The organism is Arthrobacter sp. (assembly GCF_031179985.1).
Classification (GTDB): Bacteria; Actinomycetota; Actinomycetes; order Actinomycetales; family Micrococcaceae; genus Arthrobacter.
The window spans coordinates 26256-53251 of the sequence record NZ_JAPSHJ010000002.1 but is presented as its reverse complement, the minus strand read 5'-3'; the positions used below and the strand labels follow the sequence as shown (position 1 = coordinate 53251).

The 26996-nt window shown below is 62.7% G+C and carries 23 protein-coding genes; 18 read left to right on the top strand and 5 right to left on the bottom strand.

All coding sequences use genetic code 11. The features are described from left to right. Positions 1-22 precede the first annotated feature (22 nt). Entirely contained in the window at positions 23-2539 is a 2517-nt protein-coding gene (locus RIN13_RS01435) for a DNA topoisomerase IV subunit A (RefSeq protein ID WP_309105550.1), read from the bottom strand. 125 nt (positions 2540-2664) lie between these two features. Between RIN13_RS01435 and RIN13_RS01430 the strand changes: the two genes are divergently transcribed. From RIN13_RS01430 to RIN13_RS01415, 4 genes are all read left to right on the top strand, one after another. Then, positions 2665-5358 carry a GNAT family N-acetyltransferase gene (locus tag RIN13_RS01430; protein ID WP_309105549.1) on the top strand — a complete coding sequence of 898 codons (2694 nt, stop codon included), beginning with the start codon at positions 2665-2667 and terminating at the stop codon, positions 5356-5358. Positions 5359-5424: 66 nt separating this feature from the next. After that, the gene (locus RIN13_RS01425; protein WP_309105548.1) at positions 5425-6177 is read left to right on the top strand and encodes a DUF5998 family protein; all 753 of its coding nucleotides are present in this window, start codon (positions 5425-5427) and stop codon (positions 6175-6177) included. A 1-nt stretch (position 6178) separates the two neighbouring features. Further along, positions 6179-7417 (top strand): alkaline phosphatase family protein, encoded by a 1239-nt coding sequence (locus tag RIN13_RS01420; protein WP_309105547.1) that lies wholly within the window; start codon positions 6179-6181, stop codon positions 7415-7417. Continuing rightward, entirely contained in the window at positions 7410-8141 is a 732-nt protein-coding gene (locus RIN13_RS01415) for a thymidine kinase (protein WP_309105546.1), read from the top strand. Before RIN13_RS01420 ends, RIN13_RS01415 begins: the two co-directional genes overlap by 8 nt. Before the next feature lie 31 nt (positions 8142-8172). Here RIN13_RS01415 and sepH read toward each other — a convergent pair whose 3' ends face one another. After that, positions 8173-9669: a septation protein SepH gene (sepH, locus tag RIN13_RS01410; RefSeq protein WP_309105545.1), complete on the bottom strand. Its 1497-nt coding sequence runs from the start codon at positions 9667-9669 to the stop codon at positions 8173-8175. Between the two features lie 287 nt (positions 9670-9956). Here sepH and RIN13_RS01405 point away from each other — a divergent pair, with 287 nt between their 5' ends. Next, positions 9957-10256, top strand: a complete 300-nt coding sequence (locus RIN13_RS01405) for a DUF4193 domain-containing protein (RefSeq protein WP_309105666.1) — start codon at positions 9957-9959, stop codon at positions 10254-10256. A 9-nt stretch (positions 10257-10265) separates the two neighbouring features. On the opposite strand, the gene RIN13_RS01400 is transcribed toward RIN13_RS01405, so the two are convergent. Then, the gene (locus tag RIN13_RS01400) at positions 10266-10748 is read right to left on the bottom strand and encodes a DUF3093 domain-containing protein (RefSeq protein ID WP_309105544.1); all 483 of its coding nucleotides are present in this window, start codon (positions 10746-10748) and stop codon (positions 10266-10268) included. 105 nt (positions 10749-10853) lie between these two features. Here RIN13_RS01400 and dut point away from each other — a divergent pair, with 105 nt between their 5' ends. From dut to RIN13_RS01380, 4 genes are all read left to right on the top strand, one after another. Beyond that, on the top strand, positions 10854-11384 hold the full coding sequence (dut, locus tag RIN13_RS01395; protein ID WP_309105543.1) for a dUTP diphosphatase: 531 nt from the start codon (positions 10854-10856) through the stop codon (positions 11382-11384). A 115-nt stretch (positions 11385-11499) separates the two neighbouring features. Continuing rightward, complete coding sequence (locus tag RIN13_RS01390) at positions 11500-12213, top strand: DUF3710 domain-containing protein (RefSeq protein ID WP_309105542.1); 714 nt, start codon at positions 11500-11502, stop codon at positions 12211-12213. A gap of 34 nt (positions 12214-12247) precedes the next feature. Beyond that, positions 12248-12616, top strand: a complete 369-nt coding sequence (locus RIN13_RS01385; RefSeq protein ID WP_309105541.1) for a hypothetical protein — start codon at positions 12248-12250, stop codon at positions 12614-12616. Further along, positions 12613-13455, top strand: a complete 843-nt coding sequence (locus RIN13_RS01380) for a DUF3159 domain-containing protein (protein WP_309105540.1) — start codon at positions 12613-12615, stop codon at positions 13453-13455. The genes RIN13_RS01385 and RIN13_RS01380 overlap by 4 nt, the downstream gene beginning before the upstream one ends. Here the strand turns inward: RIN13_RS01380 and RIN13_RS01375 are convergent. Both RIN13_RS01375 and RIN13_RS01370 read right to left on the bottom strand, forming a co-directional pair. Then, positions 13422-14180: a TrkA family potassium uptake protein gene (locus RIN13_RS01375; protein WP_309105539.1), complete on the bottom strand. Its 759-nt coding sequence runs from the start codon at positions 14178-14180 to the stop codon at positions 13422-13424. The two genes, RIN13_RS01380 and RIN13_RS01375, sit on opposite strands and share 34 nt — an antisense overlap. Beyond that, positions 14181-14852 (bottom strand): TrkA family potassium uptake protein, encoded by a 672-nt coding sequence (locus tag RIN13_RS01370; protein ID WP_309105538.1) that lies wholly within the window; start codon positions 14850-14852, stop codon positions 14181-14183. A 155-nt stretch (positions 14853-15007) separates the two neighbouring features. Here RIN13_RS01370 and RIN13_RS01365 point away from each other — a divergent pair, with 155 nt between their 5' ends. The 9 genes from RIN13_RS01365 (at position 15008) to RIN13_RS01325 (ending at position 26948) form a co-directional block, all read left to right on the top strand. After that, positions 15008-16984, top strand: coding sequence for an APC family permease (locus RIN13_RS01365; RefSeq protein WP_309105537.1), 1977 nt, complete (start codon positions 15008-15010; stop codon positions 16982-16984). Then, the gene (locus RIN13_RS01360) at positions 16981-18348 is read left to right on the top strand and encodes a TRAM domain-containing protein (RefSeq protein ID WP_309105536.1); all 1368 of its coding nucleotides are present in this window, start codon (positions 16981-16983) and stop codon (positions 18346-18348) included. Before RIN13_RS01365 ends, RIN13_RS01360 begins: the two co-directional genes overlap by 4 nt. A gap of 162 nt (positions 18349-18510) precedes the next feature. Next, entirely contained in the window at positions 18511-21321 is a 2811-nt protein-coding gene (acnA, locus tag RIN13_RS01355) for an aconitate hydratase AcnA (protein ID WP_309105535.1), read from the top strand. Positions 21322-21517: 196 nt separating this feature from the next. Then, positions 21518-23491, top strand: coding sequence for a 1-deoxy-D-xylulose-5-phosphate synthase (gene dxs, locus RIN13_RS01350; RefSeq protein ID WP_309105534.1), 1974 nt, complete (start codon positions 21518-21520; stop codon positions 23489-23491). Further along, positions 23488-24048 carry a DUF402 domain-containing protein gene (locus RIN13_RS01345; RefSeq protein ID WP_309105533.1) on the top strand — a complete coding sequence of 187 codons (561 nt, stop codon included), beginning with the start codon at positions 23488-23490 and terminating at the stop codon, positions 24046-24048. The genes dxs and RIN13_RS01345 overlap by 4 nt, the downstream gene beginning before the upstream one ends. Continuing rightward, positions 24045-24605, top strand: coding sequence for a hypothetical protein (locus RIN13_RS01340; RefSeq protein WP_309105532.1), 561 nt, complete (start codon positions 24045-24047; stop codon positions 24603-24605). The genes RIN13_RS01345 and RIN13_RS01340 overlap by 4 nt, the downstream gene beginning before the upstream one ends. Before the next feature lie 33 nt (positions 24606-24638). Next, complete coding sequence (locus tag RIN13_RS01335) at positions 24639-24866, top strand: hypothetical protein (protein ID WP_309105531.1); 228 nt, start codon at positions 24639-24641, stop codon at positions 24864-24866. A 55-nt stretch (positions 24867-24921) separates the two neighbouring features. Then, positions 24922-25899 (top strand): aldo/keto reductase, encoded by a 978-nt coding sequence (locus tag RIN13_RS01330; protein ID WP_309105530.1) that lies wholly within the window; start codon positions 24922-24924, stop codon positions 25897-25899. Continuing rightward, a complete protein-coding gene (locus RIN13_RS01325; RefSeq protein ID WP_309105529.1) occupies positions 25899-26948 on the top strand; it encodes a nucleoside hydrolase in 1050 nt (349 codons plus the stop codon). Before RIN13_RS01330 ends, RIN13_RS01325 begins: the two co-directional genes overlap by 1 nt. Positions 26949-26996: the final 48 nt, after the last annotated feature.

Here is a 26996-nt window from a genome sequence, read left to right as displayed (position 1 = left end):
TAGGGCCCAGAATGTGTTGACCTCAGGAAGCAGCCTCAGCGGTGTCGGACCACGTCATGCTTGGGCCGATCGCGTCGATTGCTTGCGACAACGGAATACCTGAACCATCGCGTCGGCCATGCTCCTGGGGAAGTGACCGTGCCACTCCCGCCAGAGATGATGCCCTGGCAGGACCGTGTCCGGCCCACCCAAGCAGCAGCACGTCTTCCCCCTTGAGGAAGCGGTGCGCGCGGACACCTGCCGTGGCACGCCCCTTCAGCGGATATTCAGTCAGGGCTGTGACTTTCGCCGTTCCCGGGGCCGTGCCGGGAAGGGCACCGTTGGTGCCTGCAATGGTCACGACGACGGCGTCATCGTCGTCCGGACGAACGGTGCCGAAGTGCAGGACTTCGTCGCCGTCGGCCAGCTTGATCCCTGCCATACCGCCTGCCGTTCTGCCCTGCGGACGGACAGCACCAGCAGTGAAGCGAAGCAGCTGCGCCTGGCGGGTCACAAAGACGAGATGATCGTCGTCGGCGGCGGACTCCACGCCAACCACGGTGTCCTTGTCCTTCAAAGTGATGACTTCCCAATCCTCGCGGTTCAGAGGGTAATCAGGCTGGACACGTTTGACCACTCCAAGCGCCGTGCCGATGGCAAGCACTTCATCCAAGGGTGCGAACGCCACCAGCGACTCGCCCTTCAACAACGTGATGAAGTCCTTGGCCGGCACCCCGCCTGCGAGGTTGGGAAGGCCTGACGTCGGAGGGAGAACCGGCATATCCATTACCTGGACACGCAACATCCTGCCCAATGATGTAACCGCAGCGACTTCACCCCTGGCGGAAGTTTTGACGACGGAACGGAAGACGTCGTGCTTGGTGCGAGGCCCTGTCTCTGCGAGATCGTCCCGGTTGGACGTCCTGGCGATCTGGCCTGAGGCCGTCAGGATCGCCCAGCAGGGATCGTCGGCAATTTCCAAGGCCAGCGGAACTGCTTTGCCTTTGGCTCCCGGACCGGCGGAAAGGGCTGCCGCAACTGTGGGGGAGACGGCTTCCGATTCCAGCAGCACCGTCCGCCGAGGGGTTCCGTACTTCTCCGCAATCTCCGCCAGCTCGCTGGACACGAGGTCCCGGAGCCGCTCGTCCGAAGCCAGGATCGCCTCGAGCTCCTCAATTTCACGCCGGAGCTGATCCTGCTCTTTTTCGAGTTCGATGCGGGAGTACTTGGTGAGTTGCCGGAGCCTCAGTTCCAGGATGTAATTCGCCTGGATTTCGGAGAGGTCATAAATCGACATGAGGCGCTCACGGGCCGCCGATGCTTCATCCGAGGAACGGATGATCTGGATGACCTCATCGATGTCAACGATGGCAATCAGGAGGCCTTCGACCAGATGCAGCCGGTCCTTCTTCTTCCCGAGTCTGAAGGCGGTGCGCCGCCTGACCACGTTGATGCGGTGGTCAACATACACCGACAGAAGCTGGAGGAGTCCAAGCGTTTGCGGCTGACCGTCCACCAGGGTCACGTTGTTGATACCGAAGGAGTCTTCCATCGGTGAGTAGCGGTAGAGCTGCTGCAGCACGGCGTTGGGGTTAAAGCCGTTCTTGAGCTCGATGACCAGCCGCAGTCCGTGCTTGCGGTCGGTCAGGTCCACAACGTCGCTGATCCCCGTCAGCTTCTTACCGTTGACCGCATCCTTGATCTTTTCGATCACTTTTTCCGGACCCACCATGTACGGCAGTTCGGTGACCACCAGGCCGGTGCGTCGGGCTGAAAGCTGCTCGACCTCTACTTTGGCCCGGGTCTTGAACGAGCCGCGCCCCGTGGCGTAGGCATCCCGTATCCCGTCCAGGCCGACGATCCGTCCACCGGTGGGCAGATCGGGTCCGGGGACGAATTTCATGATGTCAGCGAGGGTGGCGTCAGGGTTGGCTATGAGGTGGCGCGCCGCCGTAATGATTTCCACGAGGTTGTGCGGAGCCATGTTGGTGGCCATGCCGACGGCGATACCGGTGGCACCGTTGACCAGGAGGTTGGGGAAGGCGGCGGGCAGGACTTCCGGCTGGGTCAGCTGGTTATCGTAGTTGGGGATGAAGTTGACCACGTCTTCGTCGAGGTGGTCGGTGAGGGTCAGTGCCGCGGCCGCAAGGCGGGCCTCTGTGTACCGCGGAGCCGCGGGACCGTCGTCGAGCGATCCGAAGTTGCCGTGGCCGTCGATCAGCGGAAGCCGCAGCGAAAAGTCCTGTGCCATACGGACCATGGCGTCGTAAATGGCCGTATCGCCGTGGGGATGGAGCTTGCCCATCACTTCGCCGACGACGCGCGCGCTCTTTACATGGCCTCGGTCGGGACGGAGGCCCATCTCGCTCATCATGAACAGAATCCGCCGCTGAACAGGCTTCAGGCCGTCCCTGGCATCGGGAAGGGCGCGTGAATAGATCACCGAGTAGGCGTACTCAAGGAATGAGCCTTCCATTTCGGAAGTGACGTCAATGTCAACAATGTTCTCGGTGTAGTCCTGCGCTAATGCGGCTGCGGCGGGAGCTTGGCGGCGGGCCATGGGGCTGGAGGTTCCTCTGTATCTTGCGGGGGTAGTACGTGAACAAACTGCGTATGAAGCTGCGGATAAAACTGATTATCAGGCCGTGGCGGTGCGCCTCGGAAGTTTTTGGCTAGGCTAAGCCTATGGTGGATCAGCCCGGGGACGGCGAATATCCGGAATATTGGGAAGCCGATGTCGTCCTCAGGGATGGTGGGACAGCTCATCTGCGCCCAATCCATCCCTCCGACGCGGACGCCGTGCAGACCTTCCATACCGGGCAATCGCAGAATTCAATCTACATGCGTTTCTTCGCGTTCAAATCCCGTCTGAGCGCCAAGGAGCTCAAACGCTTCACAGAAGTCGATTATCAGGACCGGGTGGCGCTGGTCATCACGATTGGCGGCGAAATCATAGGAATCGGCCGGTACGACCGGCTTGATGATCCGGTGGAAGCGGAAGTGGCCTTCAACATCGCCGACGCCCACCAGGGGCGGGGCATCGGTTCAATCCTGCTCGAGCACCTTGCCGCGGCCGCTCGGGAAAAGGGAATCAGACGGTTCAGCGCCGAGGTCCTGCCCGAGAACCGGAAAATGCTGATGGTCTTCTCCGACGCCGGCTATGACGTAAAGCGTCACTTCGACGACGGCGTGGTCAGCCTCGAATTCAACATAGACCCCACTGATAAATCCCGGGCAGTCATGGAATCCCGCGAGCACCGTGCCGAGGCAAGAAGTATCCAGGAACTGCTTGCGCCCTCCTCTGTTGCAGTCATCGGCGCAAGCCGCAAATGGGGCTCCATCGGCTATCAGCTCCTCGAACACATCATCGAAGGCGGGTTTACCGGGCCTGTTTATGCCATCAACCCCGAGGCACTTGAGCTGGCCGGGATGCTCTCATTTGGCAGGCTGTCCGAGGTCTCCGACGCCGTGCGGCTGGCCATTGTGGCCGTTCCCCAGGACGAGGTTCCCAAGGTGGTTGACGAATGCGCCGCTGCTGGCGTCAAGGGGCTCGTGGTGGCGACCGCCGGCTACGCCGAGGCTGGCGAAGCTGGGCTGGCCAGGCAACGCGAACTGGTCCGGCAGGCCAGGGCCAACGGCATGCGGGTTATCGGTCCGGCCTCCTTGGGTATCGTGAACACCAACCCGGCTGTGTCCCTCAACGCTTCGATGGCGCCAAGCCTGTCCCCGCGGGGAGGGCTGGGTCTGTTCAGCCAGTCCGCGGCTATCGGAGTCTCTCTCTACGCCGCCTCCAGCCGCCGGCGGCTGGGAATCTCGACCTTCCTCTCTGCAGGCAATCGGGCGGATGTATCCGGGAACGACATGATGCAGTTCTGGGAGGACGACGCCGATACCGCTGCCGTGGGCCTCTATCTGGAGTCGATCGGCAACCCGCGCAAGTTCTCGCGTCTCGCCCGGCGCCTGGCGCTGACCAAGCCGGTCATTGTGGCCAAGTCCGGTTCGATGGGCCTTCAGCTGCCGCCTGGCCACGCGGTCAGGACCACCCAGGCACCCGCGGGCGCGCTGGATGCGATGATGCGTCAGGCAGGAGTGATTCCGGTGGAAACCATTGAGCAGCTGATGGATGTTGCCCAAGTTGTTTCCCGCCAGCCACTCCCTGCAGGACCGGGCATCGCAGTGGTCAGCAACTCCCAGGCCCTGGGGAAGGTGGTGGCTGACAGCGCGACGGCCCATGGGCTCGCGGTTGAGCACACCGTAACGGACGTGGACCTGGACTCAGGGATGTCTATTGCCCTTCCGGCCCTGCGTCGGACGCTGGCCGAATCGCTGGCTGCAGAGTCCGTTCATGCAGTGCTGGTGGCGTTGCTGCCTGCCCGGGGACTGACGGTGGAGAACATAGCGGAGGTGCTGGCCGAGTGCTCAGCTGCGGCCGCCAAGCCTGTGGTCGCCGCCTTCACGGGCATTCTGGATCCGTCGATTTATGTGGAGGGGATGGTGGCAGCCGAACCGCCGGCCAGCCTTTCCTTGCCGTGCTTTTCCAACCCGGAGGCGGGGGTGGCCGCCTTGGGGGCCGTTGTTCGCTATGTGCAGTGGGTAAACCGCGATCAGGGCCTTTTCGTGGAGCCCGAGGGCTGCGACCCTGAGGCTGCCCGCGCAGTACTGGACGGGTTGCTCGACGGCGTGCGTGGTGAGCAGCTTGTCCGGTTGGATCAGTCCACGGCGGCGCAACTGCTGGGGCACTACGGCATCGGGGTAGTCCCGTCGGAAGGATTTTCCACCCTGGATGAGGCGGTGGAAGCCGCCGGGAAGCTGGGCTGGCCGGTGGCCCTGAAAACAACGGATCCCACCCTTCGGCACAGGCTGGATCTTGGCGGCGTCCGGCTGGACATCCAGGACGCCGAATCGCTCCGCCGGAATATCCAGGAGATGCAGCGGGTGCTGGAACCGTATGGCTCCACAACCCTGGAGGTGCAAACCATGGCGCCGGTGGGCCAGGCGTGTACGTTCCGCGCCATCGAGGATGCATTGCTGGGACCGGTCATTTCGTTTGGCCTCGCGGGCGACGCCGTCAACCTCCTGGATGACTGGGCCCATCGGGTGCCTCCGCTGTCGGCTTCGGACGTTCACGAGTTCATTCGTGCCCCGCGGGCCGCACGGAAACTCTTCGGATACCAGGGACTTCCTGCCGTGGATGTTGCGGCGTTGGAAGACCTGGCCGTTCGCTTGACGATGCTAAAGGACAATCATCCCGAGATTGCCCTCGTGGAGTTCAATCCGGTACTCGCAGGCGCCTCAGGGCTCTCCATCCTGGCTGCAGACGTGCGGATTGCCAACGCTTCCAAGCGCACCGATACCGCCCGCAGGATCATGCTCCGATAGGTACGGCACCGCCGTCCTGCACGCCCGCAGTTAGCAACTCCCCAGCCGATCTGTGAAAATGGGGTCATGAGCTCCCAGCCTCCCACCTCGAAGCCGCAAACGCCCGTGACCGGGAACCAGCCAGGCCAGCAGGTCCCGCATTCCCACAGCTCACACAACCACAGCGTGCAAGGACAGAGCCTGGAGGGAGCGCTTCAGCAGGCCGGTTTTTACCCGCGGCTCGTGGCCGACGTCGTTGATGACGCCCTGGACGGGCGGGACTGCGTGGCGCACCTTGTCCATCTGGAAACGCACTTCGATCGGGCCGAAGTGCGCCGGCACATCACCGTGCTGGTCCTGACTGACGACATGCTGGTCATTACCCATGTGGACGATCAGCAGCTCGACGAAGCCGGCGAGCAGATCGTTGCCCAGATTTCCACAGAGTCCGTGCCCGTTGCGCAGATCCGCTCTGTAGTGCTCAGCTACATGTACGCCCAGCCGCAAAACTACAAGTCGTCGGATCCCGTGCGGGAGGTAACTCTCTCGATTGCCTGGTCCGGGGGCCAGCGCCTGGACGTCGGGCCGGCCAGCTGTGGAGATCCGCAGTGCGAAGCCGATCACGGCTACAGCGGAACCATCGCCCAGGAGGACATTGTCCTTCGGATCAGCGCCGAAGCCGACGGGCTGCAGGCCGTCCAGGATGCGAAGCTTTTTGCCCGTGCCCTGCGAGCAGTGAACACCGGATCTTCCACTCCCACGGCCCATGCAGGCTCGGCTCACCCGCGACCCAGGATGGGCGTTTTCGGCAACCGCCTCAGCCGCGGGCACCAGCGTTAGGATGGTGCCTGCGCAAATTCCTGGCCCGATCCCCACCACAGCGCCGTCGGTTACATCGGGTGCTCTCTCCCTTCCTTCCGCCCCGGCCTTCGGAAGCCGTTCGGTCGCTGAAGTGTTTCCCAGCGCAGCGGCCAGCCTGGGCATTGAGGGCTTTGACAACCGTCTCAACCTTCCACAGGGACAGCGGATCTGCGTCATTGTTGCTGATGGTCTGGGACGCAGCCTGCTGAAGCAAAGACTTGCCCACACACCGTTCCTGCGCAGCCTGGTCCTGGCCGGTCAGGGCTCCGTTCCCGTGGTGCTGGACGCGGCCTTTCCCTCCACCACCGCTGCTTCCCTTGCCAGCCTCGGGACAGGGCTTGAGCCCGGCCAGCACGGCATGGTGGGCTACGACATCCTGGACCCTGACCAGGACAAAGTGGTCAATATGCTCGGAAACTGGGACTCCTGCGTGGACCCGCAGACGTGGCAGCCCTTCCCGACTGTCCTGGAGCGGGCTGCAGAGCATGTGGACGTGGTCACCGTCAGCCTTCCCCAGTTCACCAGCTCGCCAATGACCCAGGCCGCCCTGCGCGGTGGCCGTCACGTCTCGGGAATCACTGCCCATGCAAGGACAGAGGCCGCTGCGGAAGCGATGGAAAGCACAGATCGTGCCCTCATGTACTTCTACGTCAATGAACTCGACAAGGCAGGCCACAGGCATGGCTGCCAGTCCCCGCAGTGGGAACATCAGCTGGAAGAACTGGATGCGACCGTCCGCAGGCTCAGTTCCACCCTTCCGGCCGGCACCACAATGCTCCTCACTGCAGATCACGGAATGCTGGACGTCCCCGAGTCCCAACGGCTCGACTTTTCCGCAGATCCGGCCCTGATTGCAGGCGTACGCCATACAGCGGGCGAGCCCCGGATGCTCCACCTTTACCTCGAGCCGGATCTCGGGCAACAGGGGCGGGACCGGATGCTGGCAGCCTGGCGTTCCAGATTTGGAGAACGCATCTGGGCTTTTACCCGTGAGGAGGCCATCACCGCCGGACTGTTCGGCAGGGTTCGTGAGCAGGTCGTTCCCAGGATCGGCGACGTCATGATCGCCGCAAGGGACGCGCTGGCCCTGTACGACACCCGCAGGGTGCGGCCGACAGCCCTGGAGGTGGTTGGTCAGCACGGTTCTTTGACCAAGGCCGAACGTGAAGTTCCTCTGTTGTGCTTCAAGGCTCAGGGCAGAAAGGGCAGCCGTGGCTGAGCTCGTGTTTTTCTCGGGAACCATGGACTGCGGCAAATCGACGCTGGCCTTGCAGATGGACTACAACCACCGGGCGCGCGGCCGCGGCGGGGTCAGATTCAGCCGTAATGACCGTGCCGGCGGTTCCCGTATCTCGAGCCGGTTGGGTCTTGAAACAGACGCTGTGGAAGTGCTTGACTCCACGGATTTCTGGGACGAGGTGGTGCGGCGCAGAACCAAAGGCGGCCGGGTTGACTATCTGATCTGTGACGAGGCGCAGTTCTATTCGCCTTTGCAGGTGGAACAGCTGGCCCGCGTTGTGGACGAGATGGAGCTCGACGTTTTCGCCTTCGGCATCACTGCAGATTTTCGTACGCGGTTGTTTCCCGGATCCCAGCGGCTCATTGAGCTTGCCGACCGCGTCCAGGTCCTCCAGGTGGAGGCATTGTGCTGGTGCGGGCGGCGAGCCACCCAGAATGCGCGCACTGTTGACGGAGTCATGGTCGTGGAAGGCGAGCAGATAGTGGTCGGCGACGTCGACCGGGGGACAGGCGGCGGAACCGGAAACGCAGAGTCACTCCTGCTTCCGGTGGTGGGGTATGAAACGCTTTGCCGCAGGCACTACATGCGCCGGGTCACTGCCCACGGGGCCAATATCCTGGCCCAACATGACCAGCTTCTGCCGTTTGATACTGATGCCTGTGTCTGGAATGCAACTGGCTTGCCGCCCGCCAAAGATTCCTAGGAGCAAAGCGCTTTCAGGCGGCAGGACCCGTTCAATCCCCGCGGGTTCCGAACACAATCTCATCCCAGCTCGGAACGCTTGACCGCTTGGGTTTGGATGGTTGCCGCTCAGGCTGGTCCCCGTCCCGGTCACGGATTCCGTCCCGCTCCCGGTTCCCTTCCCGTTCCCGGGTGCCGGCGGAATCGCCGGCGGAGCGGCGTCCACCGCGTCCTCCCAGCAGCTCATCGAGCCCGACACTTTGCATGCCGCCGGTATTTCTCGTCCCCTGGCCAGGAACGGGATCACGTGATCCGTCTCCGCCCGATTCAATGCCCGGACGCGAAGGGGCACCGCTTAAGCCCTGACCCCCATTCTTAGCTGCCCCACCAGCACCAGCCTCACTGCCGGAACCACCCGCATTGCCTAAGCTCCCGGCACCACCTGCGCCGGGGCGGCGGGGACCAGGAACGATGGTGATCTCCCGTGTATCCGTACTGACGCCGTCCTGCAGCTTCAGGGAATCTTCGTCGTCGCTCTGCGTGCGCGGGGCGAGGCTGAGCCGCGACAGCATGGACACCCTGGCATCCCGTTTGCGGTCGTGGAAATCTGAACGTGCTGCCGGCGTGGCTGCGTCCTCGTCGACGTCGGGCCCTGCCGGTTCGGGTTCACCGTCAGGTTCAGGAACTATTTCCGAAGGCCTCGGATGGGCTGCCGGAACCCCGTTGGTCAGCAGGAGCGCCAATGCGTCGTCGCTGTCTTCGTCAACTCCAAGCCGTTGTCCCCGGCGGGAGCGCAACATGTCGAGCAGCCCGTCGGAGTCTTTCCCCTGCTTTCCTGAAGCATTCCGGCCAGCGCCGGCATCAGTCTCAAAATCGAACGGCCGGTCTGACACGGCAGTGAGCCTGCGGGCGGGAAGAGGTCCGTCCAACGGCTCCAGTTCGCTCAGTTGCTGGGCCCAGCGGTTGGCATTCTGCAGAGACTTCCTGCTTGGACTGAAGGTCCACATCGCAGGGGGCTCCTCGCCGATGTTCGACGGTCCGCCCGTTCTTGCCTCGAACCTTGCAACGACTGTCCAGGTTCCGTCCGGCCTGCGCCAGGAGTCCCACTCGACAGTGGAAGGCTCGACGCCATAGGCGGTCAAGCGGTGGGCAACCATTTCGCCGAGGGAGGCCGGGTTGTCTCCGAAGGCCGAGCGGTAGATGTCATGGCCGGGAGCCGGAGCTGCAACTTCGATCTTGCGGGCCTGCAGGGCGACGTATTCGCGTTCGGCAAGCACTGGCCCCTCATACCGTTGCACCTTCGCAAGGGGTATTCCGGACAAGTCAGCAACTTCGGCGGCTGTTGAACCGCTCCTGATTTTGGCCTGGATATCACGTGGAGACATGGCAATGGGCGCGGTCGCTGCACGCGCTGCTGCGTTCGCGGAAGTGCGGCTGGCCGCGACACGGAGTGCTTCATCGATCGGCAGCCGGAACATCTCGCCGCCGGTGCCGCTCAACAGGAGATGCTCTCCGTCGTCGTGGACGCCTACAAGCCTTAGATCCTGCATACAAATCCTCCACCCTGGCATTACTAACAATCGAAACTCTGCCACTCGGCAGGACCAATTGCTGTTAGGACGGATGGCGCGCCGCGATATTCCGCGACTTCCCGCCCCCTGCCGGGGTTCGGAAAAACTGCGGCGGGGTTCTGGCATTCCGATTCCTCTTAGGGAAAAATAGCGCGGAAATCGGGCACAAAATCCGATGGCGCAACGTTTACATCGGTGAACCGGCCACAGGCTCCCCTGAAGCCGGGGATCCAACCGAACCAAAGCGGAGTGTGAGCAAACAAATCATGGCGACAGACTACGATGCGCCAAGGAAGACAGAAGAAGACCTCAGCGAAGATTCCCTTGAAGAACTGAAGTCGCGGCGGACGGACAAGCCAACCGCGGTGGTGGACGAGGACGAATCTGATATTGCCGAGGGCTATGAACTCCCCGGTGCGGACCTTTCCGGGGAAGAGCTCCTGGTTCGTGTCCTGCCTCCTCAGGCGGACGAGTTCACGTGTGCGTCCTGTTTCCTCGTCCGGCACCGCTCCCAGGTGGCCCGGGAGAAGGACGGAATGAAGTTCTGCAAGGAATGCGAGGGCTAGGCGGGCCAGTTATCGCTGAAGTGCCGCAAGCAGTTCGTCGGGATGCCTGGTGGATGCAAGCCAGTAGGGAGTGCGGTCTGAGGGATCGGTGATTTCGATCCGCACCACGGGGTCCACCCACCCCCGGATGCAAAGGTAGGCGAGGCCGTTCAGTCGTACGCCGCGTTCCGCAGTAGCTTCCTTGCCACGGAAAGCTGTTGCATCGCCAACGAACTGTCGTTCTATGGTCGCGCGGCCCACTTGGAGGGTTTCAGGCGTAACGGTAATGGTGGGCGTCGACGTCATCAAAAGGACTGCCATGATGACGAACAGGACGGCGGCCGCCGTGAAGCCCGCAGCCAGGCTGATAGGAGCAAACACGAGGATGCCCGCACCGGCCAGTCCCACCGCGATAAGCCAGATCCAAAAGGTGGGCCAAAGTTTTTCCCGGAAAAGTACAGTGGCGCTGGGAGTGCTGTTGGGGGCAGGCGAACCTGCGTTGGATTCCGGCATGAGCCAAGCTTTCCACTTTTCGCAGGCTAATTCATCTTTGCCCCTCCTTCCTGCCACGAGCGGCGGCTAGGTCGATTTCCGGCTCGGACGATAGAGTGAGTGACTGTGACTGATGAACTAGCAGCGGTGCGGACAGTGCCCGAAGATGCGCCGGTGGATCCTTCCTCGTCAACCGGTAAGAGGACTTTGACGGTACAGCTGAAAATGCTCGACGACGGCCTGGATGTTCCGTCGTATGCCCACCCCGGAGACGCCGGCGCAGACCTCCGGTCCCGTGAGGACGTGGTGTTGGCCCCGGGTGAGCGCCGGTTGGTTCCTACGGGAGTGTCAATTGCCTTGCCTGAGGGTTACGTTGCCCTCATTCATCCCCGTTCAGGCCTCGCCACGAAGTACGGCCTGACCATTGTCAACGCCCCCGGGACCGTCGACGCCGGCTACCGGGGCGAGATCTCCGTGACGCTTCTGAATACGGATCGCGAACACGCCATTGAATTGAGCCGCGGCGATAGAATTGCACAGATGGTGATTCAGCGCGTTGAGTATGCGGACTTCGTTGCTGTAGGGGAACTCAGTGATTCTGTCCGCGGCAGCGGCGGCTTCGGCTCAACCGGTGGATTCGGTCAATCCCCGGTGTAATCCCCACCCAGCAGCAGGTTTCAAAGAAGCCGGGCGTCGGCACCGTAACCGGCTCACAGGAGCGCGGACAGGTGTCCTCCCCACGTGGGACAAGAACAACTAAGGAGACAACCCCATGGTTTTTGGGCGTGGCAGGAAAGCCAAGAAGGAACAGGCGGCAGAGTCGGCAGAGTGGCTGGAAACCGACGACGGGACCTCCGAAGGCGACGAGGTGGCCACGGGCCGGCGCGCCAGCGGTCCGTTCGATGCCTCCGAGATTGAGAACCGGGACGGCTACGTAGACCTTGGTGCTCTCCTTATTGCGCCCACAGAAGGGCTTCAGCTTCGGCTCGAGGTGGAAGAGGCCACGCAGCGCGTAGTCGCTGTCACTATGGACCTCCAAGGGTCAAGCCTCCAACTCCAGGCATTTGCCGCCCCCCGTTCGGAGGGGCTGTGGGATGAGATCCGCGAACAGATCAGCCAGTCCGTCAGTGGGCAGGGCGGTCAGGTGGAGGAGGTGCAGGGCAGCTTCGGGACGGAGCTTGTTGCCAAGCTTCCTGCCGGTCAGGCCGATGGCAGCCGCGGCTACCGGGTGGCACGGTTCATCGGTGTGGATGGCCCCCGCTGGTTCCTGCGGGGGGTCCTGGGCGGGGAGGCCGCCGTCGACCGTGAAGCTGCAGCCGCCCTTGAAGGCCTTTTCCGGCAGATCGTCGTCGTTCGCGGTGATAACCCGATGCCGCCGCGGGATCTCCTGCAGTTGCGGTTGCCCAAGGACGCCACCACCACGCCCCAAGGCGCCCCCGAATTCCAGAAGCCTGAACGCGGACCTGAGATCACCCAGATTGGCTGACCACGCGCAAGTACCGGAAGGCCCCGTCCTGTCAGTGAGTGAACTGCCGGAGAGGGGGAGAGTGGTGTGTCACGGCTTCATCGAATCAGTGACCTATGTTCCCGCTTCCGACGTCGCCTCCTTTACAGCAGTGGTCAGGGACCGCCATACCGCTACAAAAAGCGCCGGGCTATTGAGCAGTCGAAAAAAGTCCGTTGATTCCTCAGGGGCAGAAAGAAAGGTCAAGGGGGCCGCGTCTGCACTTCCCGCCAGGTTGCGCGTCACCTGGCTCGGCCGACGCCGGGTCCCCGGCATCGCTGCCGGCGTAGAACTGCAGCTTCAAGGGATGCTGACCCTCCGGGACGGCCTTCCCACCATGTTCAACCCCCGCTATGAAATACTTTCCCGCCAGGAGCACGAATGACCGAGTCCGAAACGCCGCCTCCGGCCCCGAAGCCATCCCCGGCCCCAAAGGCGACGGAGGAGCCGTCGCAGGAGCCGTCCGTGCTCACGCCGGCTTCAGGCAACCCTGCACCTAATTTGGATGGGCCCCCACCGTCACCAACCGTTGCTGCCCTTGCGGAGGGCTATGCGGCAAAGGCCGGACTCCACCGTCACAGCGACGGCCGCATCAACGTACTCAAGACCGCGGGCGGTGTCCAGGGAATTGCCGAGAGCATCCTGCCCGGCCTCGTGTTTCTGGTCTCTTTCACGATCACTGCCAATCTGACGGTTTCCCTTGTCGCGGCCCTGTCAGCAGCCGCCCTCTTTACCGTAGCCAGGCTGATCCAGCGGCGGCCGCTGACCCAGGCCTTCGCCGGCGTCGTGGGCGTAGGAATTTCAGCGTGGTTTGCCAACACCACAGGGAAGGCCGAGGACTTCTACGTCCCTGGCTTCTTCACCAACGCCGCGTATATCGTCGCCATGATCGTTTCCATCGCAGTTAAATGGCCGGTGGCCGGACTGCTGTTTGGATTCATCCGCAACGAAGGCCTCGATTGGCGCAAGGACCCGGTACGGGTCCGGGCTTACTCCTTGGGCACCTGGGTGATTGTCGCCGTCCTCGCGCTTCGGCTGCTGGTTCAGGTTCCCCTGTATTTCATGGGGGGCGAGGGCCTCGCGGCACTGGCCACCATGCGGCTCATCATGGGCGCGCCGCTCTACATCCTCGGCATCTGGGTGGCCTGGCTGATAACAAAGCCTGCCCCATTGCCTGAGGCAGAGAGCGCTCAGCCGTCGAAGCCGTCGTCCTCGGGGGCCTGAACAGCCTCGGACGCCTGATCAGCGCCTGCGGAATATTCTGCCGGACCTTCCTCCTGCTCGTGGTCCGAGTCAGGGGACAACAGGGCACGCAGTTCATCCTCGGCAGCGATGGTGGTGACGAAGAACAGTTCGTCACCGCCGTCAATAACATCATCCCGGGTGGGCGTGATGGGTGCCTGGTCGCGCAAAATAGCCACCAGAGTTGAATCCTCAGGCCAATTGATGTCTCCAACCGTCAGCCCGATGGCATAGGAGTCGTGGGGCACAGTAAATTCAACCAGTGACGACACTCCCGTCTGCAGCGTGAGGAGCCGGACGAGGTCCCCGATCTCCACAGCTTCCTCCACCAGCGCCGTCATGAGCTGCGGGGTGTTGACTGCTACGTCCACTCCCCAGGAATCGTTGAACATCCAGTCGTTCTTGGGGTTGTTGACTCTGCCCACTGTGCGGCCAACACCGAACTCCGTTTTGGCCAGCAGTGATACCACCAGGTTGACCTTGTCATCCCCGGTGGCCGAGACCACGACGTCGGCATCTTCGAGCTTTGCGTCCTGAAGGGTACTGAGCTCGCACGCGTCACCAACGAGCCAGTGCGCCCCGCGCAATCCGCTTCGGCCGATCACCTCCGGCTTCAGGTCCAGAAGAAGGATTTCGTGCTTGTGGGCCAGGAGCTCGCGGGCAATCGAGGAACCAACACTGCCGGCGCCAACAATGACGACTTTCACTCAAGACTCCTTCAGAGGTGCTTTGGCAAGGAGGTGCGCCACTTCGGCGCTGCGCTCCACCCGAAGCATGGCGTGGACGGTATCACCGTCCTGATAGGACATTGCGGGCGTGGGGAGAACACCCTCGCCGAAGCGGGTCAGGTAGGCAATCCTGATGTCGGCGGCCCTTTCGATCTGGGTCAGGGGGTGTCCTACCCACGCGGGGTCCAGTTCGATCTCCGCCAGTACCAGGCGGCCGGAGGGCTCGCGGAAATCTCCTGCGAGGTGCTGTTCGGGGAGAATGCGACGCAACACCTGGTCCGCGCTCCAGCGGACTGCAGCAACCGTGGGGATTCCAAGCCGCTGGTAGATTTCGGCCCGCCCGGGGTCGTAGATCCTCGCCACAACATGGGGAACGTGGAACGTTTCCCTGGCTACCCTGGTAGCCAGGATGTTGGAGTTGTCACCGCTGGAAACGGCTGCAAAAGCATAGGCATCAGCCACTCCGGCCTGTTTGAGGGTCTCCCGGTCGAACCCTACTCCGGTGACTTTGCGTCCGGAGAATCCGCTGCGAAGGCGGCGGAAGGCGCGGTCATCCTGGTCAATGATGGCCACGGAATGGCCGGCATCCTCCAGTGTGTGCGCGAGCGTCGCCCCTACACGTCCGCAACCCATGATGACGAAGTGGGCCACCGGTTCCTCCTCAATGCTGATCCTGCTGCCGGTACGACTCTACCGTCAGCGGGGGCAGAGACCGTCAGCAGGGACGGGCCCGGGGGAGCGGGGCATATCCGCCGTCCAGCCTTGGCCGTCATGACATCACGCCCGAATCCGACTAGCTTTGTCTGGTGCTGACAATTTTGAACGCCGCCAAGAGGGTGCTGGTGGGGAGGCCCTTCCGGAATGACCGGCTGGCCCACACCCTGCTGCCAAAGCGGATCGCTCTTCCCATTTTTGCCTCTGACGCTTTGTCCTCGGTGGCGTATGCCCCGGACGAGATACTCCTCACCCTTGCGCTGGCAGGCGTCAGCGCCGTCGCATTTTCGCCGTGGGTAGGCCTGGCCGTCATGGTGGTCTTGCTGACGGTGGTGGCGTCCTACCGGCAAAACGTCCACGCTTACCCTTCGGGTGGCGGCGACTATGAAATCGCGAACGTCAATCTCGGCAAGTATGCAGGCCTGACGGTGGCCTCGGCCCTGCTGGTGGACTACGTCCTTACTGTGGCCGTTTCGATGTCCTCGGCGGCCGCCTACCTGGCCACGGCAGTGCCCTCCCTGCACGGACAGCAAGCCATGCTGGCCTCGATCGGCGTCGTTATCCTGGCGCTGGTCAATCTGCGCGGCATCAAGGAGGCCGGCACGGTTTTTGCCGTGCCAACCTACATCTTCATGGCCTCCATCCTGGGCATGACCGCCGTCGGTCTGTTCCAGGCCGCCACGGGCCAGCTGGGCGAAGCGCCGTCGGCCAACTTCACCATTATTCCGGAAGAGGGATTCGACGAGGGCCTGGTTGGCCTGGCCGGCGCCTTCCTGCTGTTGCGCGCCTTCTCCTCAGGAGCTGCTGCCCTGACGGGTGTTGAGGCCATCAGCAACGGTGTACCGAACTTCCAGAAACCCAAGAGCAAGAACGCCGCGACCACGCTCCTGCTTCTTGGCGTCATTGCTTCAGCCATGCTCGCCGGCATCATCTATCTGGCCAACGCAACCAAAGTGCATATCGTCCTGGATCCGGCCACCGAGTTCCTGGTGGATGGCAAGGCACCGCCGGCTGACTACATCCAGACACCTGCCATCGGGCAGATTGCCGAGACGATCTTCGGCGACGGGTCCATCTTCTTTTACATCGTGGTGGCTGCCACCGGAGTGATTCTCGTTTTCGCCTCCAACACAGCCTTCAACGGGTTTCCGGTTCTCGGCTCGATCCTTGCCCAGGACGGATACCTGCCGCGGCAGCTGCGGACGCGTGGGGACCGCCTGGCATTCAGCAACGGCGTCCTGGCCCTTGCCGCCGGGGCGCTGGTCCTGATTCTGGCCTTCGATGCCGACGTCACCAAGCTCATCCAGCTCTACATTGTGGGCGTTTTCATCTCCTTCACCATGAGTCAGCTCGGAATGATCAGGCACTGGGGCCGGGAGCTGAAGCTTGTCCGGGACAAGGCTGTCCGCAGGCGGATGATCAAGTCCCGGACCATCAACACCATCGGGTTCGGAATGACGGCGCTCGTCCTGACGATCGTACTGATCACTAAATTCGAGCAGGGAGCATGGATTGCATTGCTTGCGATGTTCGTGCTGTTTCTCGTCATGTGGAGCATCCACGCGCATTACGACAACGTGGCGAAGGAACTGGCAGTCGATGAGGATTCGACGCCGCGAGCACTCCCCACCCGGGTCCATGCTGTCCTGCTGGTCTCGCATGTGCGAAAACCCGTTTTGCGTGCGCTGGCTTACGCCCGTGCCTCTCGGCCCTCGCGCCTGGACGCCGTCACTGTGGACATCAGCCCGGAAGAGACAGCGCAGACACTGGCGGACTGGGAAAAACTCGAGATTCCGGTCCCGTTGACGGTGCTGGCCAGCCCGTACCGGGAAACGGTCACGCCAATTATGGAGTACATCAAGAACATGCGGCGCGATTCACCCCGCGACCTCATCGTGGTGTACATCCCCGAGTATGTCGTAGGTAAATGGTGGGAACAGCTGGTCCACAACCAGACTGCCCTCCGCATCAAGACCCGGTTGCATTTTGAACCGGGGGTCATGGTTGCCAGCGTTCCCTGGCAGCTGAAATCATCCGAGGAAGCCAAGAAACTGCAGGATATCCAATGAGCCACGCTACCCAGACCCGCACCCATGCGGACCTCGTCGTCGACGTCGGACCCGTGGCCCACGGAGGTCATTGCGTCGCCCGGCATGAAGGCCGCGTGGTGTTCGTCCGGCACGGAATCCCCGGTGAAAAGGTCCGGATCCGGCTGACTGACGCAGGGGAGTCCTCCAAATTCTGGCGGGCCGACGTCGTTGAGGTCCTCGAACGGTCCCCTGACCGCGTTCCGCACTTCTGGCATGCGGCAGATTCACTCCGGTCCTGGCCGCACGGACATCCTCCGGTAGGCGGGGCCGAATTCGGCCATGTGTCGCTGGAACGCCAGCGGTTGCTCAAAAGCGAAGTGCTCGCCGAACAGCTCAAGCGCCTCGCCGGCGTCGAGCTTGTCACCGAAGTTGAAGCCGTAGGCAGTGCAGCTGCCCGCGCCGGAACTGCTGCCCACACCGGAGTCCCGGGGCTGGCCTGGCGGACGCGTGCGAGCTTCGCCGTCACCGCAGGGGGCAAGCTCGGCATGCACGCCCATCGGTCAGACCAGGTGATCCCCGTCCAGGACATGCCGTTGGCCGCCGAGGGCATCACTTCGCTCAAACTCTGGGACATCGATCTTCAGGGCATAGAGCGGGTGGAGGTGGCTGCCCCGGCCAACGGATCACGGCGGCTGGTACTGCTGGCACCCGCTCCCGGAACCAAGGCAAAACGGATCAGCGCGATCATTGCGCAACTCCCCGACGACATCTGCGTTGCGTCAATTGACCCCGTCACTGGCGATCTCAAGCAGCTGAAGGGCCGCACGTGGGTGCAGGAGTCTGCCGCTGGCCATGAGTTCAGGGTGACCGGAGACGGGTTCTGGCAGATCCACCGGGATGCACCTGAAACGCTGGTGGGAGCAGTGACCGGGTTCCTGCACGACGGCGGGTTCCTCGAGGCCGGGGCCGTAGTGGCTGATCTTTATGCCGGTGCCGGCCTCTTCACCGCCGCATTGGCGGACGCTGTAGGCACAACGGGCTCCGTACTTTCGGTCGAAGGCGCCCCCGGCACCAGCCGTGACGCGAGAAAGAACCTGCACGGGGCTCCTCAGGTGGAGATCGTTCAGGGAAAGGTGGAGCGCGTGCTTCGCCACAAGCCACGGAATTTCGACGCATTGGTTCTGGACCCTCCCCGTGCCGGGGCAGGTAAGGCCGTGGTCCACCAGTTGGTTGACGCAGCCCCGCGGGCCATCGCGTATGTGTCCTGCGACCCGGCGTCCTTTGCACGTGATCTCGGTTACTTCCAGGACAAGGGCTGGGCCCTGCAGGAGCTACGGGCGTTTGACCTTTACCCCCACACCCATCACTTGGAGACTGCGGCGTTGCTGACCTCGCGGGGATGATGCCACTAGGATGAGCGTAGTAGTCCCGCGTCGCGAGCCGTAATCACGGCTGACCTCCTGCAATTCTTAAGTCCTTGACTAATTAGCAGTAATTAGGAGGACCTAACTAGCAAGCTGTCTACCGCGCGACAAAGATGAAACTGTTGCGAGAGGAGTCCTGCGATGAGCACAGTGGACAGTTTCGGTTCAAAAGGCAAACTTAATGTAGCCGGAACCGAATATGAAATTTTCCGGTTGAACTCCGTTGAAGGTGCAGAAAACCTTCCGTTCAGCCTCAAGGTATTGCTAGAGAACCTGTTGAGGACCGAGGACGGCGCGAACATCACTGCCGATCACGTCCGCGCCTTGGCGGGTTGGGATCCTGACGCCCAGCCCGATACAGAGATCCAATTCACACCGGCCCGAGTCATTATGCAGGACTTCACCGGTGTGCCCTGCGTAGTCGACCTCGCCACCATGCGCGAGGCCGTAAAGGAGCTGGGCGGTGACCCGAAGAGGGTGAACCCGCTTGCTCCCGCGGAAATGGTTATTGACCACTCCGTGCAGATCGATGCTTTCGGCAACTCCGGCGCCCTCGAGCGCAACATGGAGATCGAGTACCAGCGCAACGGCGAGCGGTACCAGTTCCTTCGCTGGGGCCAGACCGCGTTTGATGACTTCAAGGTGGTTCCGCCGGGCACCGGCATCGTCCACCAGGTCAACATCGAATACCTCGCACGGACTGTAATGACCCGCGAAGTCGCAGGCGTCCTTCGTGCTTACCCGGACACCTGCGTCGGTACCGACTCGCACACCACCATGGTCAACGGCCTGGGGGTACTGGGTTGGGGCGTTGGCGGCATTGAGGCCGAAGCAGCGATGCTCGGCCAGCCTGTCTCGATGCTGATCCCGCGGGTTGTGGGCTTCAAGCTGACGGGTTCCATTCCCGCCGGTGCCACCGCCACGGACGTCGTGCTGACCATCACCGAACAGCTGCGCAAGCACGGTGTTGTTGGCAAGTTCGTGGAGTTCTACGGCGAAGGTGTGGCCGCGGTGCCCCTGGCCAACCGCGCCACCATCGGAAACATGAGCCCGGAATTCGGTTCCACGGCCGCAATGTTCCCGATCGACGACGTAACACTCGACTACCTGCGCCTCACCGGCCGCTCGGACGAGAACGTGGCGCTTGTGGAGTCCTACGCGAAGGAACAGGGCCTCTGGCACGACCCTTCGAAGGAAATCCGTTTCTCGGAGTACCTTGAGCTGGACCTGTCCACCGTTGTTCCCTCGATCTCGGGTCCGAAGCGCCCACAGGACCGTATCGAGCTGACGGATGCCAAGGAGCAGTTCCGCAAGGACATCCACAACTACGTCGCCATTGAAGACGGAAGCGTCGACGAATCGCTGGAGGAGTCCTTCCCGGCTTCGGATCCGCCCTCCTTCACCCACGCCGATTCCCACACCACGGAAAGCGCGCGTGTAATATCGGCCGCGAACGGCTCCCACGGACGCCCGTCCAGCCCGGTGCATGTGGTAACTGAAGACGGCCGCGAGTTTGAACTGGACCACGGCGCGGTTTCCATCGCCTCGATCACATCCTGTACCAACACGTCCAACCCTTCGGTGATGCTTGCCGCCGCGCTGCTGGCGCGCAACGCCGTCGAAAAGGGCCTCGTGGCCAAGCCGTGGGTCAAGACCTCCGTTGCCCCGGGTTCCAAGGTTGTCACCGACTACTACGAGAAGTCCGGCCTGACCCCGTACCTGGAGAAGCTTGGCTTCTACATCGTCGGCTATGGCTGTGCTACCTGCATCGGCAATTCGGGCCCGCTGGACGCCGAGATCTCCGAGGCCATCCAGGCCAACGACCTGTCGGTCACCGCGGTGCTTTCCGGTAACCGTAACTTCGAAGGCCGCATCAACCCGGACGTCAAGATGAACTACCTGGCCTCACCGCCGCTGGTCATCGCCTACGCCCTGGCCGGCACCATGGACTTCGACTTCGACAATGACTCCCTGGGCAAGGACGAAGCCGGCAACGACGTCTTCCTGAAGGACATCTGGCCGAACCCGGTTGAGGTCCAGCAGGTTATTGACTCCTCGATCGACAAGGACATGTTCGCCCGCGGCTACGAGGGCGTTTTCGACGGCGACGAGCGCTGGAAGGCTCTCGACACCCCTGCCGGCGACACCTTCGCTTGGGACCCGAGCTCCACGTATGTCCGGAAGCCCCCGTACTTCGAGGGCATGAAGGCGCAGCCGGAACCCGTGCAGGACATTTCCGGCGCCCGCGTCCTGCTGAAGCTGGGCGATTCTGTCACCACCGACCACATCTCCCCGGCCGGCTCGTTCAAGTCGGACACCCCGGCTGGACAATACCTGCTGGCCAACGGTGTGGAGCGCAAAGACTTCAACTCCTATGGCTCGCGCCGCGGAAACCACGAAGTCATGATCCGCGGAACGTTCGCCAACATCCGCATCAAGAACCAGATACTGGACGGGGTTGAGGGTGGCTTCACCCGCGACTTCACGCAGACTGATGGCCCGCAGGCCTACGTCTACGACGCCGCGCAGAACTACCAGGCCGCCGGTACTCCGCTGGTGGTCCTGGCAGGCAAGGAATACGGTTCAGGCTCCTCGCGTGACTGGGCAGCAAAGGGCACCGCGTTGCTGGGTGTCAAGGCAGTCGTTGCCGAGAGCTACGAGCGCATCCACCGCTCCAACCTCATTGGAATGGGCGTCCTGCCGCTGCAGTACCCTGCAGGGGAGTCAGCGGCGACGCTGGGCCTGACGGGCACGGAGGTCTTCGCGGTTGAAGGTGTAACTGCCCTCAACGAAGGCACGACGCCCAGGACTTTGAAGGTCACAGCCACCGCTGAAGACGGTTCAGTGAAGTCCTTCGACGCCGTCCTCCGCATCGATACCCCGGGTGAAGCGGACTACTACCGCAACGGTGGCATCCTGCAGTACGTGCTGCGCCAGATCTCCTCCAACTGATCAGCACACATTGAGTTGTACGAGGTGAGCGCACCAAGCTGAGCCCCCAAAGGGCGGAAACAGCGTGAGCGCAGAGCCGCACCACCGAAGGCCCCGGCCGGTCCAAGACCGCCGGGGCCTTCGGCTGCCCCGGCACGCCGCTTGAGTCCGAGGCGTTAGAGTTAAACGGCATGTCTATCATCCGAAGGAGGGGCCGTTGGGAATTTTGGAAACCATCCGGGATCCGCACGACCTGAGTAAGTTCTCCGACGAGCAGTTGGAACAACTGGCGTCAGAAGTCAGGAGTTTCCTGATCGGCAGCGTCTCACAGACCGGCGGCCATCTGGGTCCCAATCTGGGGGTCGTGGAGCTCACCATTGCCGTGCACCGGATTTTCGACTCCCCCCGCGACAGCATTGTTTTTGATACCGGACACCAGTCCTATGTCCACAAGCTGCTGACCGGACGCCAGGATTTCACCACACTGCGCCAGGAGGGCGGTCTCTCCGGCTACCCGGACCGCGCTGAATCCGAGCACGACATCGTCGAAAGCTCGCACGCATCTTCCTCGTTGTCCTGGGCCGACGGAATCTCCCGCGCCCGGCAATTGACAGGCCAAGGCGACCGTTACGTCGTCGCGGTGGTGGGCGACGGAGCCCTCACCGGCGGTATGGCGTGGGAAGCCATCAACAACATTGCAGCCGATAAGCGCCGCCGCGTGGTGATTGTTGTCAACGACAACGGCCGTTCCTATGCAGCTACCGTCGGCGGCTTCGCGGACTACCTCGCCTCGTTGCGTCCCACCATCGATTCCTTCCGCGCTGCGCCCGCCTACGAAGGCGCCATGGACTGGTGGAAGAAAAGGCTGCAGAACGGCGGCACGCTGGGCCAGTTCACGTACCGGAGCCTTCACGCCATGAAGAAAGGCGTCAAGGACTGGTGGGCCCCGCAGGGCATGTTTGAAGACCTCGGCATGAAGTACATCGGCCCTGTTGACGGCCACAACCTCCAGGCCATGGAGCACGCCCTCTCGACAGCCAAGAACTATGGGGGACCGGTCATTGTGCACGCCATGACCGAGAAAGGCCACGGCTACGCGCCCGCCCGCGCCCACGAGGCTGACCAGTTCCATGCCGTCGGGATTATCGACCCTGAAACAGGGGAGCCCACGGATCCCGTCGGAGCCAAGTCGTGGACCTCCGTTTTTGCCGACGAAATTGCCGATATCGCCGATGAGAGGCCGGACCTCGTCGGCATCACCGGCGCCATGCTCATTCCTGTCGGGCTGCACAAGTTCGCCGAGCGGCACCCGGAGCGGGTCTTCGACGTCGGCATTGCTGAACAGCATGCCCTGACATCTGCTGCCGGAATGGCCTTCGGTGGGCTGCATCCTGTTGTGGCGGTCTACGCCACCTTCCTCAACCGTGCCTTTGACCAACTGCTGATGGACGTTGCCCTGCACAAGGCAGGCGTCACCATCGTGTTGGATCGCGCCGGAGTCACCGGCCCCGACGGGGCAAGCCACCACGGTATGTGGGACATGGCCATGGTGCAGATCGTTCCCGGACTGCACCTGGCTGCCCCCAGGGACGCCACCCGGCTGCGGGAGGAGCTCCGTGAGGCGGTGGCCATCGACGACGCCCCAACTGTGGTCCGCTACTCCAAGGGCAGCGTGGGTGCTGAGGTCGAGGCTATTGAGCGGCTCAGCGACGGCGTGGATGTCCTGGCCCGCCGGCCGTCCGGCTCCACAGAGAACGACGTCCTGATTGTCAGCGTTGGCGCCATGTCCGAACTTGCACTCGATGTCTCCAACAGGCTCGGCGCCCAAGGTATCAGTACGACTGTTGTGGATCCCCGCTGGGTGCTTCCCGTCCGCCGGTCCATCGTGGCCTTGGCGGCACGGCACCGGCTGGTGATCTGCATTGAGGACGGCGTCCGCGCCGGCGGTGTGGGTTCGCGGATCCGGCAGGAGATGCGCGCGGCCGGGGTGGACACTGCCCTGAACGAGGTTGGCTTGCCTGTCGAGTTCCTGGATCATGGCTCACGGAGCCAGGTCCTGGCCCGCGTGGGGTTGACTTCCCAGCAGATAACGCACGACGTCGTGGCCCAGGTCCTGGGGACAAAAGTGCCTTTCGCCCGTCCCCTTCCAGGTCAGCAACACCCCACTACCGGCAGCCTGCCGAAACTGTGACACTCCACGAGCGCATCCCCCCGGAGAGCGTCCAGCGGGGGGACCTGGTGGTGGCCAGGAACCGCAAGTGGGACGGCGGTGCCCACTGGGTGGTTCCAGGCACCTATCTGGGCGAGGACCCGCATGGCTGGTGGATCTTCCAGCCCGCCGGTTCCTTCTGCTCGCGCCCCGGTGCCGCTTTCCATGCACAGTCTGATGCCGTGCTGCTGGTTCCCCGTGCAGGCGAGTATGTGGCCACATTTTATGACGACACGTACCCTGGGGACTTCAGGGTGTACGTGGACCTCGCGCTGGAGCATGGATGGACCAGCATCCGGCCCGGGACGGTTGAGTTCCACGTTATCGACATGGACCTGGATGTCATCAGGTCAACCAAACGCGGCGTCTACGTGGACGACGAAGACGAATTCGACGAGCACCGCGTCAGGATGGACTACCCGGCCGACGTCGTCGAGCTCCTCCTGCGCGAAACCGAACAGCTTTACCAGGCCGTGAAGGCACACCACGCACCATTCGACGGCTCGGCCGTGGAATGGTTCAAGAAGGGACGGGCATGAACGGAATCATCCGGGTTTATAAGCGCGACGACGAGGGAATCCTGAATTTCAGGGAGGCCTGGTTCGATGAGGACTACAGCCAATTGGTCATGAACTACGGCGTGGTTGGCCACCAGAGCAAAACCGAAGAGACCGACGTCGCCGGTGCCGAGGCAGCAGAGGGACTTATGGCAGCCTTTGCCGCCCAGTGCGCAGAGGACGGTTATGCGGAAATCCCCGATGAGGAGCAGTTTTGGGTGGTGGCACAATATGCCCTCAAAACCAAGGATGGCACCGACCGGGACCGCTATCTGGAGGAAAAGGCCAAGGACGCGCTCATCAGTCACCTGGCCTGGCGGGGGCTTGGCATTGTGGACCGTTCCGAATTCGGGAACTCGAAGCTTAATATTTTCTGCCTGTGTCCTGATGTGAACAAAGCCGTAAATGCCATCAAGGTGTGCATTCGCGGCGAAGATCTGGACTTCACGAAGCTCAGTATCGGGGCCGCCCCGTTCACTGATCCGGAAGCTTTCAGGCTCAAGCACTCGCCCAAACCGGCTTCGGGCTTTACCCTCTAATAGGGGGTATCAAACCACTGGAAGGGATCTGTTATGACGCCAAAATCCATCCAACCAGGCCACACACCACTGCCTCGGGGCATAGGTGCCCCGGCACGAAGGGCCCTCGCCCACGCGGGCGTGGTAACCCTGGAGCAGGTAGTGCAGTTCGGTCAGACGGACCTGACAAAACTGCACGGGATGGGCGTCAAGACTATGGCCCAACTGGAAGACGCAATGGATGAGCACGGCCTGGAGTTCCCTTCCCGCCAAACGGGTTGAGCACCCGCAGCCACACGTTGGGCGGGCGTTCGGGCCGGCGTTATAGGGTGAATGCATGACTGAATATCGCCGGCTTGGAACCTCCGGACTCACTGTCTCCGTTGTGGGACTTGGCTGCAATAATCTGGGCCGGGCAAACACCCTGACGGAATCCCAGGAGGCAACAGACGCCGTCGTTCATGCCGCGCTCGACGCCGGGATCACCCTTTTCGATGTCGCCGACGTCTATGGTCGGGATCCAGGCCTCAGCGAGACGATGTTGGGCAAGGCCCTGGCGGGCCGGCGGAACGACGCCATAGTCGCCACCAAATTCGGTCTGGACATGCGGGGCGCCAACGGCAAGGACTTCGGTGCCCGGGGCTCGCGCCGTTACATCATCCAGGCGGCAGAGGCGTCCCTCCGCAGGCTTGGAACGGACTGGATCGACCTCTACCAGTACCACACCCCGGATCCGCTTACTCCCATCGAGGAGACTCTTGCCGCCTTGGACCACCTCGTCACCAGCGGCAAGGTGCGGTATATCGGCCACTCCAACATGGCCGGCTGGCAGATTGCCCAGGCCGAATACGTGGCACGGAGCCTGGGCGGAGCGCGCTTTATTTCCACCCAGAATCACTACAACCTGCTGGACAGAAGGGCCGAGCTCGAGGTCATCCCGTCCGCGCAGGCCTTGGGCCTCGGCGTATTGCCGTATTTCCCCCTGGCCAATGGGCTACTTACCGGGAAGTACGGTCCAGGCGATGCCCCGGAGGGTTCACGCCTGAGCCATACCCGGACCCATCTGGTTCACGAGGCCGACTGGGACCAGCTCAGCAGGTTCAGCATGTTTGCCGCGGAACGGAACCTCAGCGAAGTCCAGGTTGCTTTCTCATGGCTGGCGGCGCAGCCGGGAGTAGCAAGCGTGATAGCCGGAGCCACCAGGCCTGAACAGGTCCGTGAGAATGCCGAAGCCGTGGCATGGGTGCCCTCGGCCGGGGAACGCGCTGAACTGGACGACATATTCCCGCTCACGCCAAAGGTTGCCCTCTTCTGATGCGGCAGCTCCTGGTTGACGTTGACACCGGCATCGACGACGCATTGGCGCTCGTCTACCTGCTGTCCCGCCCTGAAGTGCACATTCGGGCCATCACCTGCACGGCAGGAAACGTCGGTGCCCGGCAGGTGGCCCTCAACAACCTCGCACTGCTCCAACTTTGCGGCACCGCGGACATCGAGGTTGCCATCGGAGCAGAGGTGCCGCTGGAGATTCCGCTTCGCACTACCGAGGAGACCCATGGTCCGCAGGGGATGGGCTATGCGGTGCTGCCTGCTCCGGCCCGGAAGATCTCCGAACGGCACGCCGTGGACATCTGGGTGGAGGAAGTGCGTGCCCATCCTGGTGAGCTCACCGGCCTTATCACCGGACCACTGACAAACTTCGCGCTGGCCCTGCGCCGCGAGCCGGAGCTGCCTCATTTGCTCAAGGGTCTGGTGATCATGGGCGGATGTTTTAACTATCAGGGAAACACCACGCCCACCGCCGAATGGAACGTCTCGGTGGATCCGCACGCGGCCAAGGAGGTCTTCGCAGCCTACCGGGGCGTCGCCCTGGACAAGCTGCCGATAGTCTGCGCCCTGGAGTCCACGGAACGGATTGAAATGCAGCCCGAGCACGTACGGCGTTTGGGGGAAGCCGCCGGAGTGCCTGAGCCGGAGCTGGTACTGCCGGAGCAGCCGGAGGGCCAGCGCAGCCAGTCAGCCAATCCGCTTGTGGCGTGCCTGTCAGATGCCATCCGCTTCTACATGGAGTTCCACCGCCTTTATGACCAAGGGTTCATCTCCCACATGCACGATGCTTTCGCCGCTGCGGTGGCGGTGGGACGGACAGAGTTCAGCACCAGGCCTGCAACCGTTCATGTCGAAACCGATTCCCCGCTGCTGATGGGCACCACGGTGGCAGATTTCAGGGGCATCTGGGGCGAGCCGCCGAACGCGCGGATCGTCTCGGGCAACAACCCCGGGCAGTGCTTCGATGAGCTGATCAATTCTGTGGGACGGCTGGCGGCGAGCCGGTATCATGGAACCCGCGCCGAGGTGACATAGGCGGATCGTTGTGCCCTGCCAGTACCCGGAAATCCCTGCGTACCGGCC

Excerpts from the sequence above, each read along its gene's own strand:
- RIN13_RS01435 (WP_309105550.1), bottom strand. The coding sequence starts at position 2,539 with ATGGCCCGCCGCCAAGCTCCCGCCGCAGCCGCATTAGCGCAGGACTAC.
- RIN13_RS01430 (WP_309105549.1), top strand. The coding sequence starts at position 2,665 with ATGGTGGATCAGCCCGGGGACGGCGAATATCCGGAATATTGGGAAGCC.
- RIN13_RS01425 (WP_309105548.1), top strand. The coding sequence starts at position 5,425 with ATGAGCTCCCAGCCTCCCACCTCGAAGCCGCAAACGCCCGTGACCGGG.
- RIN13_RS01420 (WP_309105547.1), top strand. The coding sequence starts at position 6,179 with ATGGTGCCTGCGCAAATTCCTGGCCCGATCCCCACCACAGCGCCGTCG.
- sepH (WP_309105545.1), bottom strand. The coding sequence starts at position 9,669 with ATGCAGGATCTAAGGCTTGTAGGCGTCCACGACGACGGAGAGCATCTC.
- RIN13_RS01405 (WP_309105666.1), top strand. The coding sequence starts at position 9,957 with ATGGCGACAGACTACGATGCGCCAAGGAAGACAGAAGAAGACCTCAGC.
- RIN13_RS01400 (WP_309105544.1), bottom strand. The coding sequence starts at position 10,748 with ATGCCGGAATCCAACGCAGGTTCGCCTGCCCCCAACAGCACTCCCAGC.
- RIN13_RS01390 (WP_309105542.1), top strand. The coding sequence starts at position 11,500 with ATGGTTTTTGGGCGTGGCAGGAAAGCCAAGAAGGAACAGGCGGCAGAG.
- RIN13_RS01380 (WP_309105540.1), top strand. The coding sequence starts at position 12,613 with ATGACCGAGTCCGAAACGCCGCCTCCGGCCCCGAAGCCATCCCCGGCC.
- RIN13_RS01360 (WP_309105536.1), top strand. The coding sequence starts at position 16,981 with ATGAGCCACGCTACCCAGACCCGCACCCATGCGGACCTCGTCGTCGAC.
- acnA (WP_309105535.1), top strand. The coding sequence starts at position 18,511 with ATGAGCACAGTGGACAGTTTCGGTTCAAAAGGCAAACTTAATGTAGCC.
- RIN13_RS01340 (WP_309105532.1), top strand. The coding sequence starts at position 24,045 with ATGAACGGAATCATCCGGGTTTATAAGCGCGACGACGAGGGAATCCTG.
- RIN13_RS01335 (WP_309105531.1), top strand. The coding sequence starts at position 24,639 with ATGACGCCAAAATCCATCCAACCAGGCCACACACCACTGCCTCGGGGC.
- RIN13_RS01330 (WP_309105530.1), top strand. The coding sequence starts at position 24,922 with ATGACTGAATATCGCCGGCTTGGAACCTCCGGACTCACTGTCTCCGTT.
- RIN13_RS01325 (WP_309105529.1), top strand. The coding sequence starts at position 25,899 with ATGCGGCAGCTCCTGGTTGACGTTGACACCGGCATCGACGACGCATTG.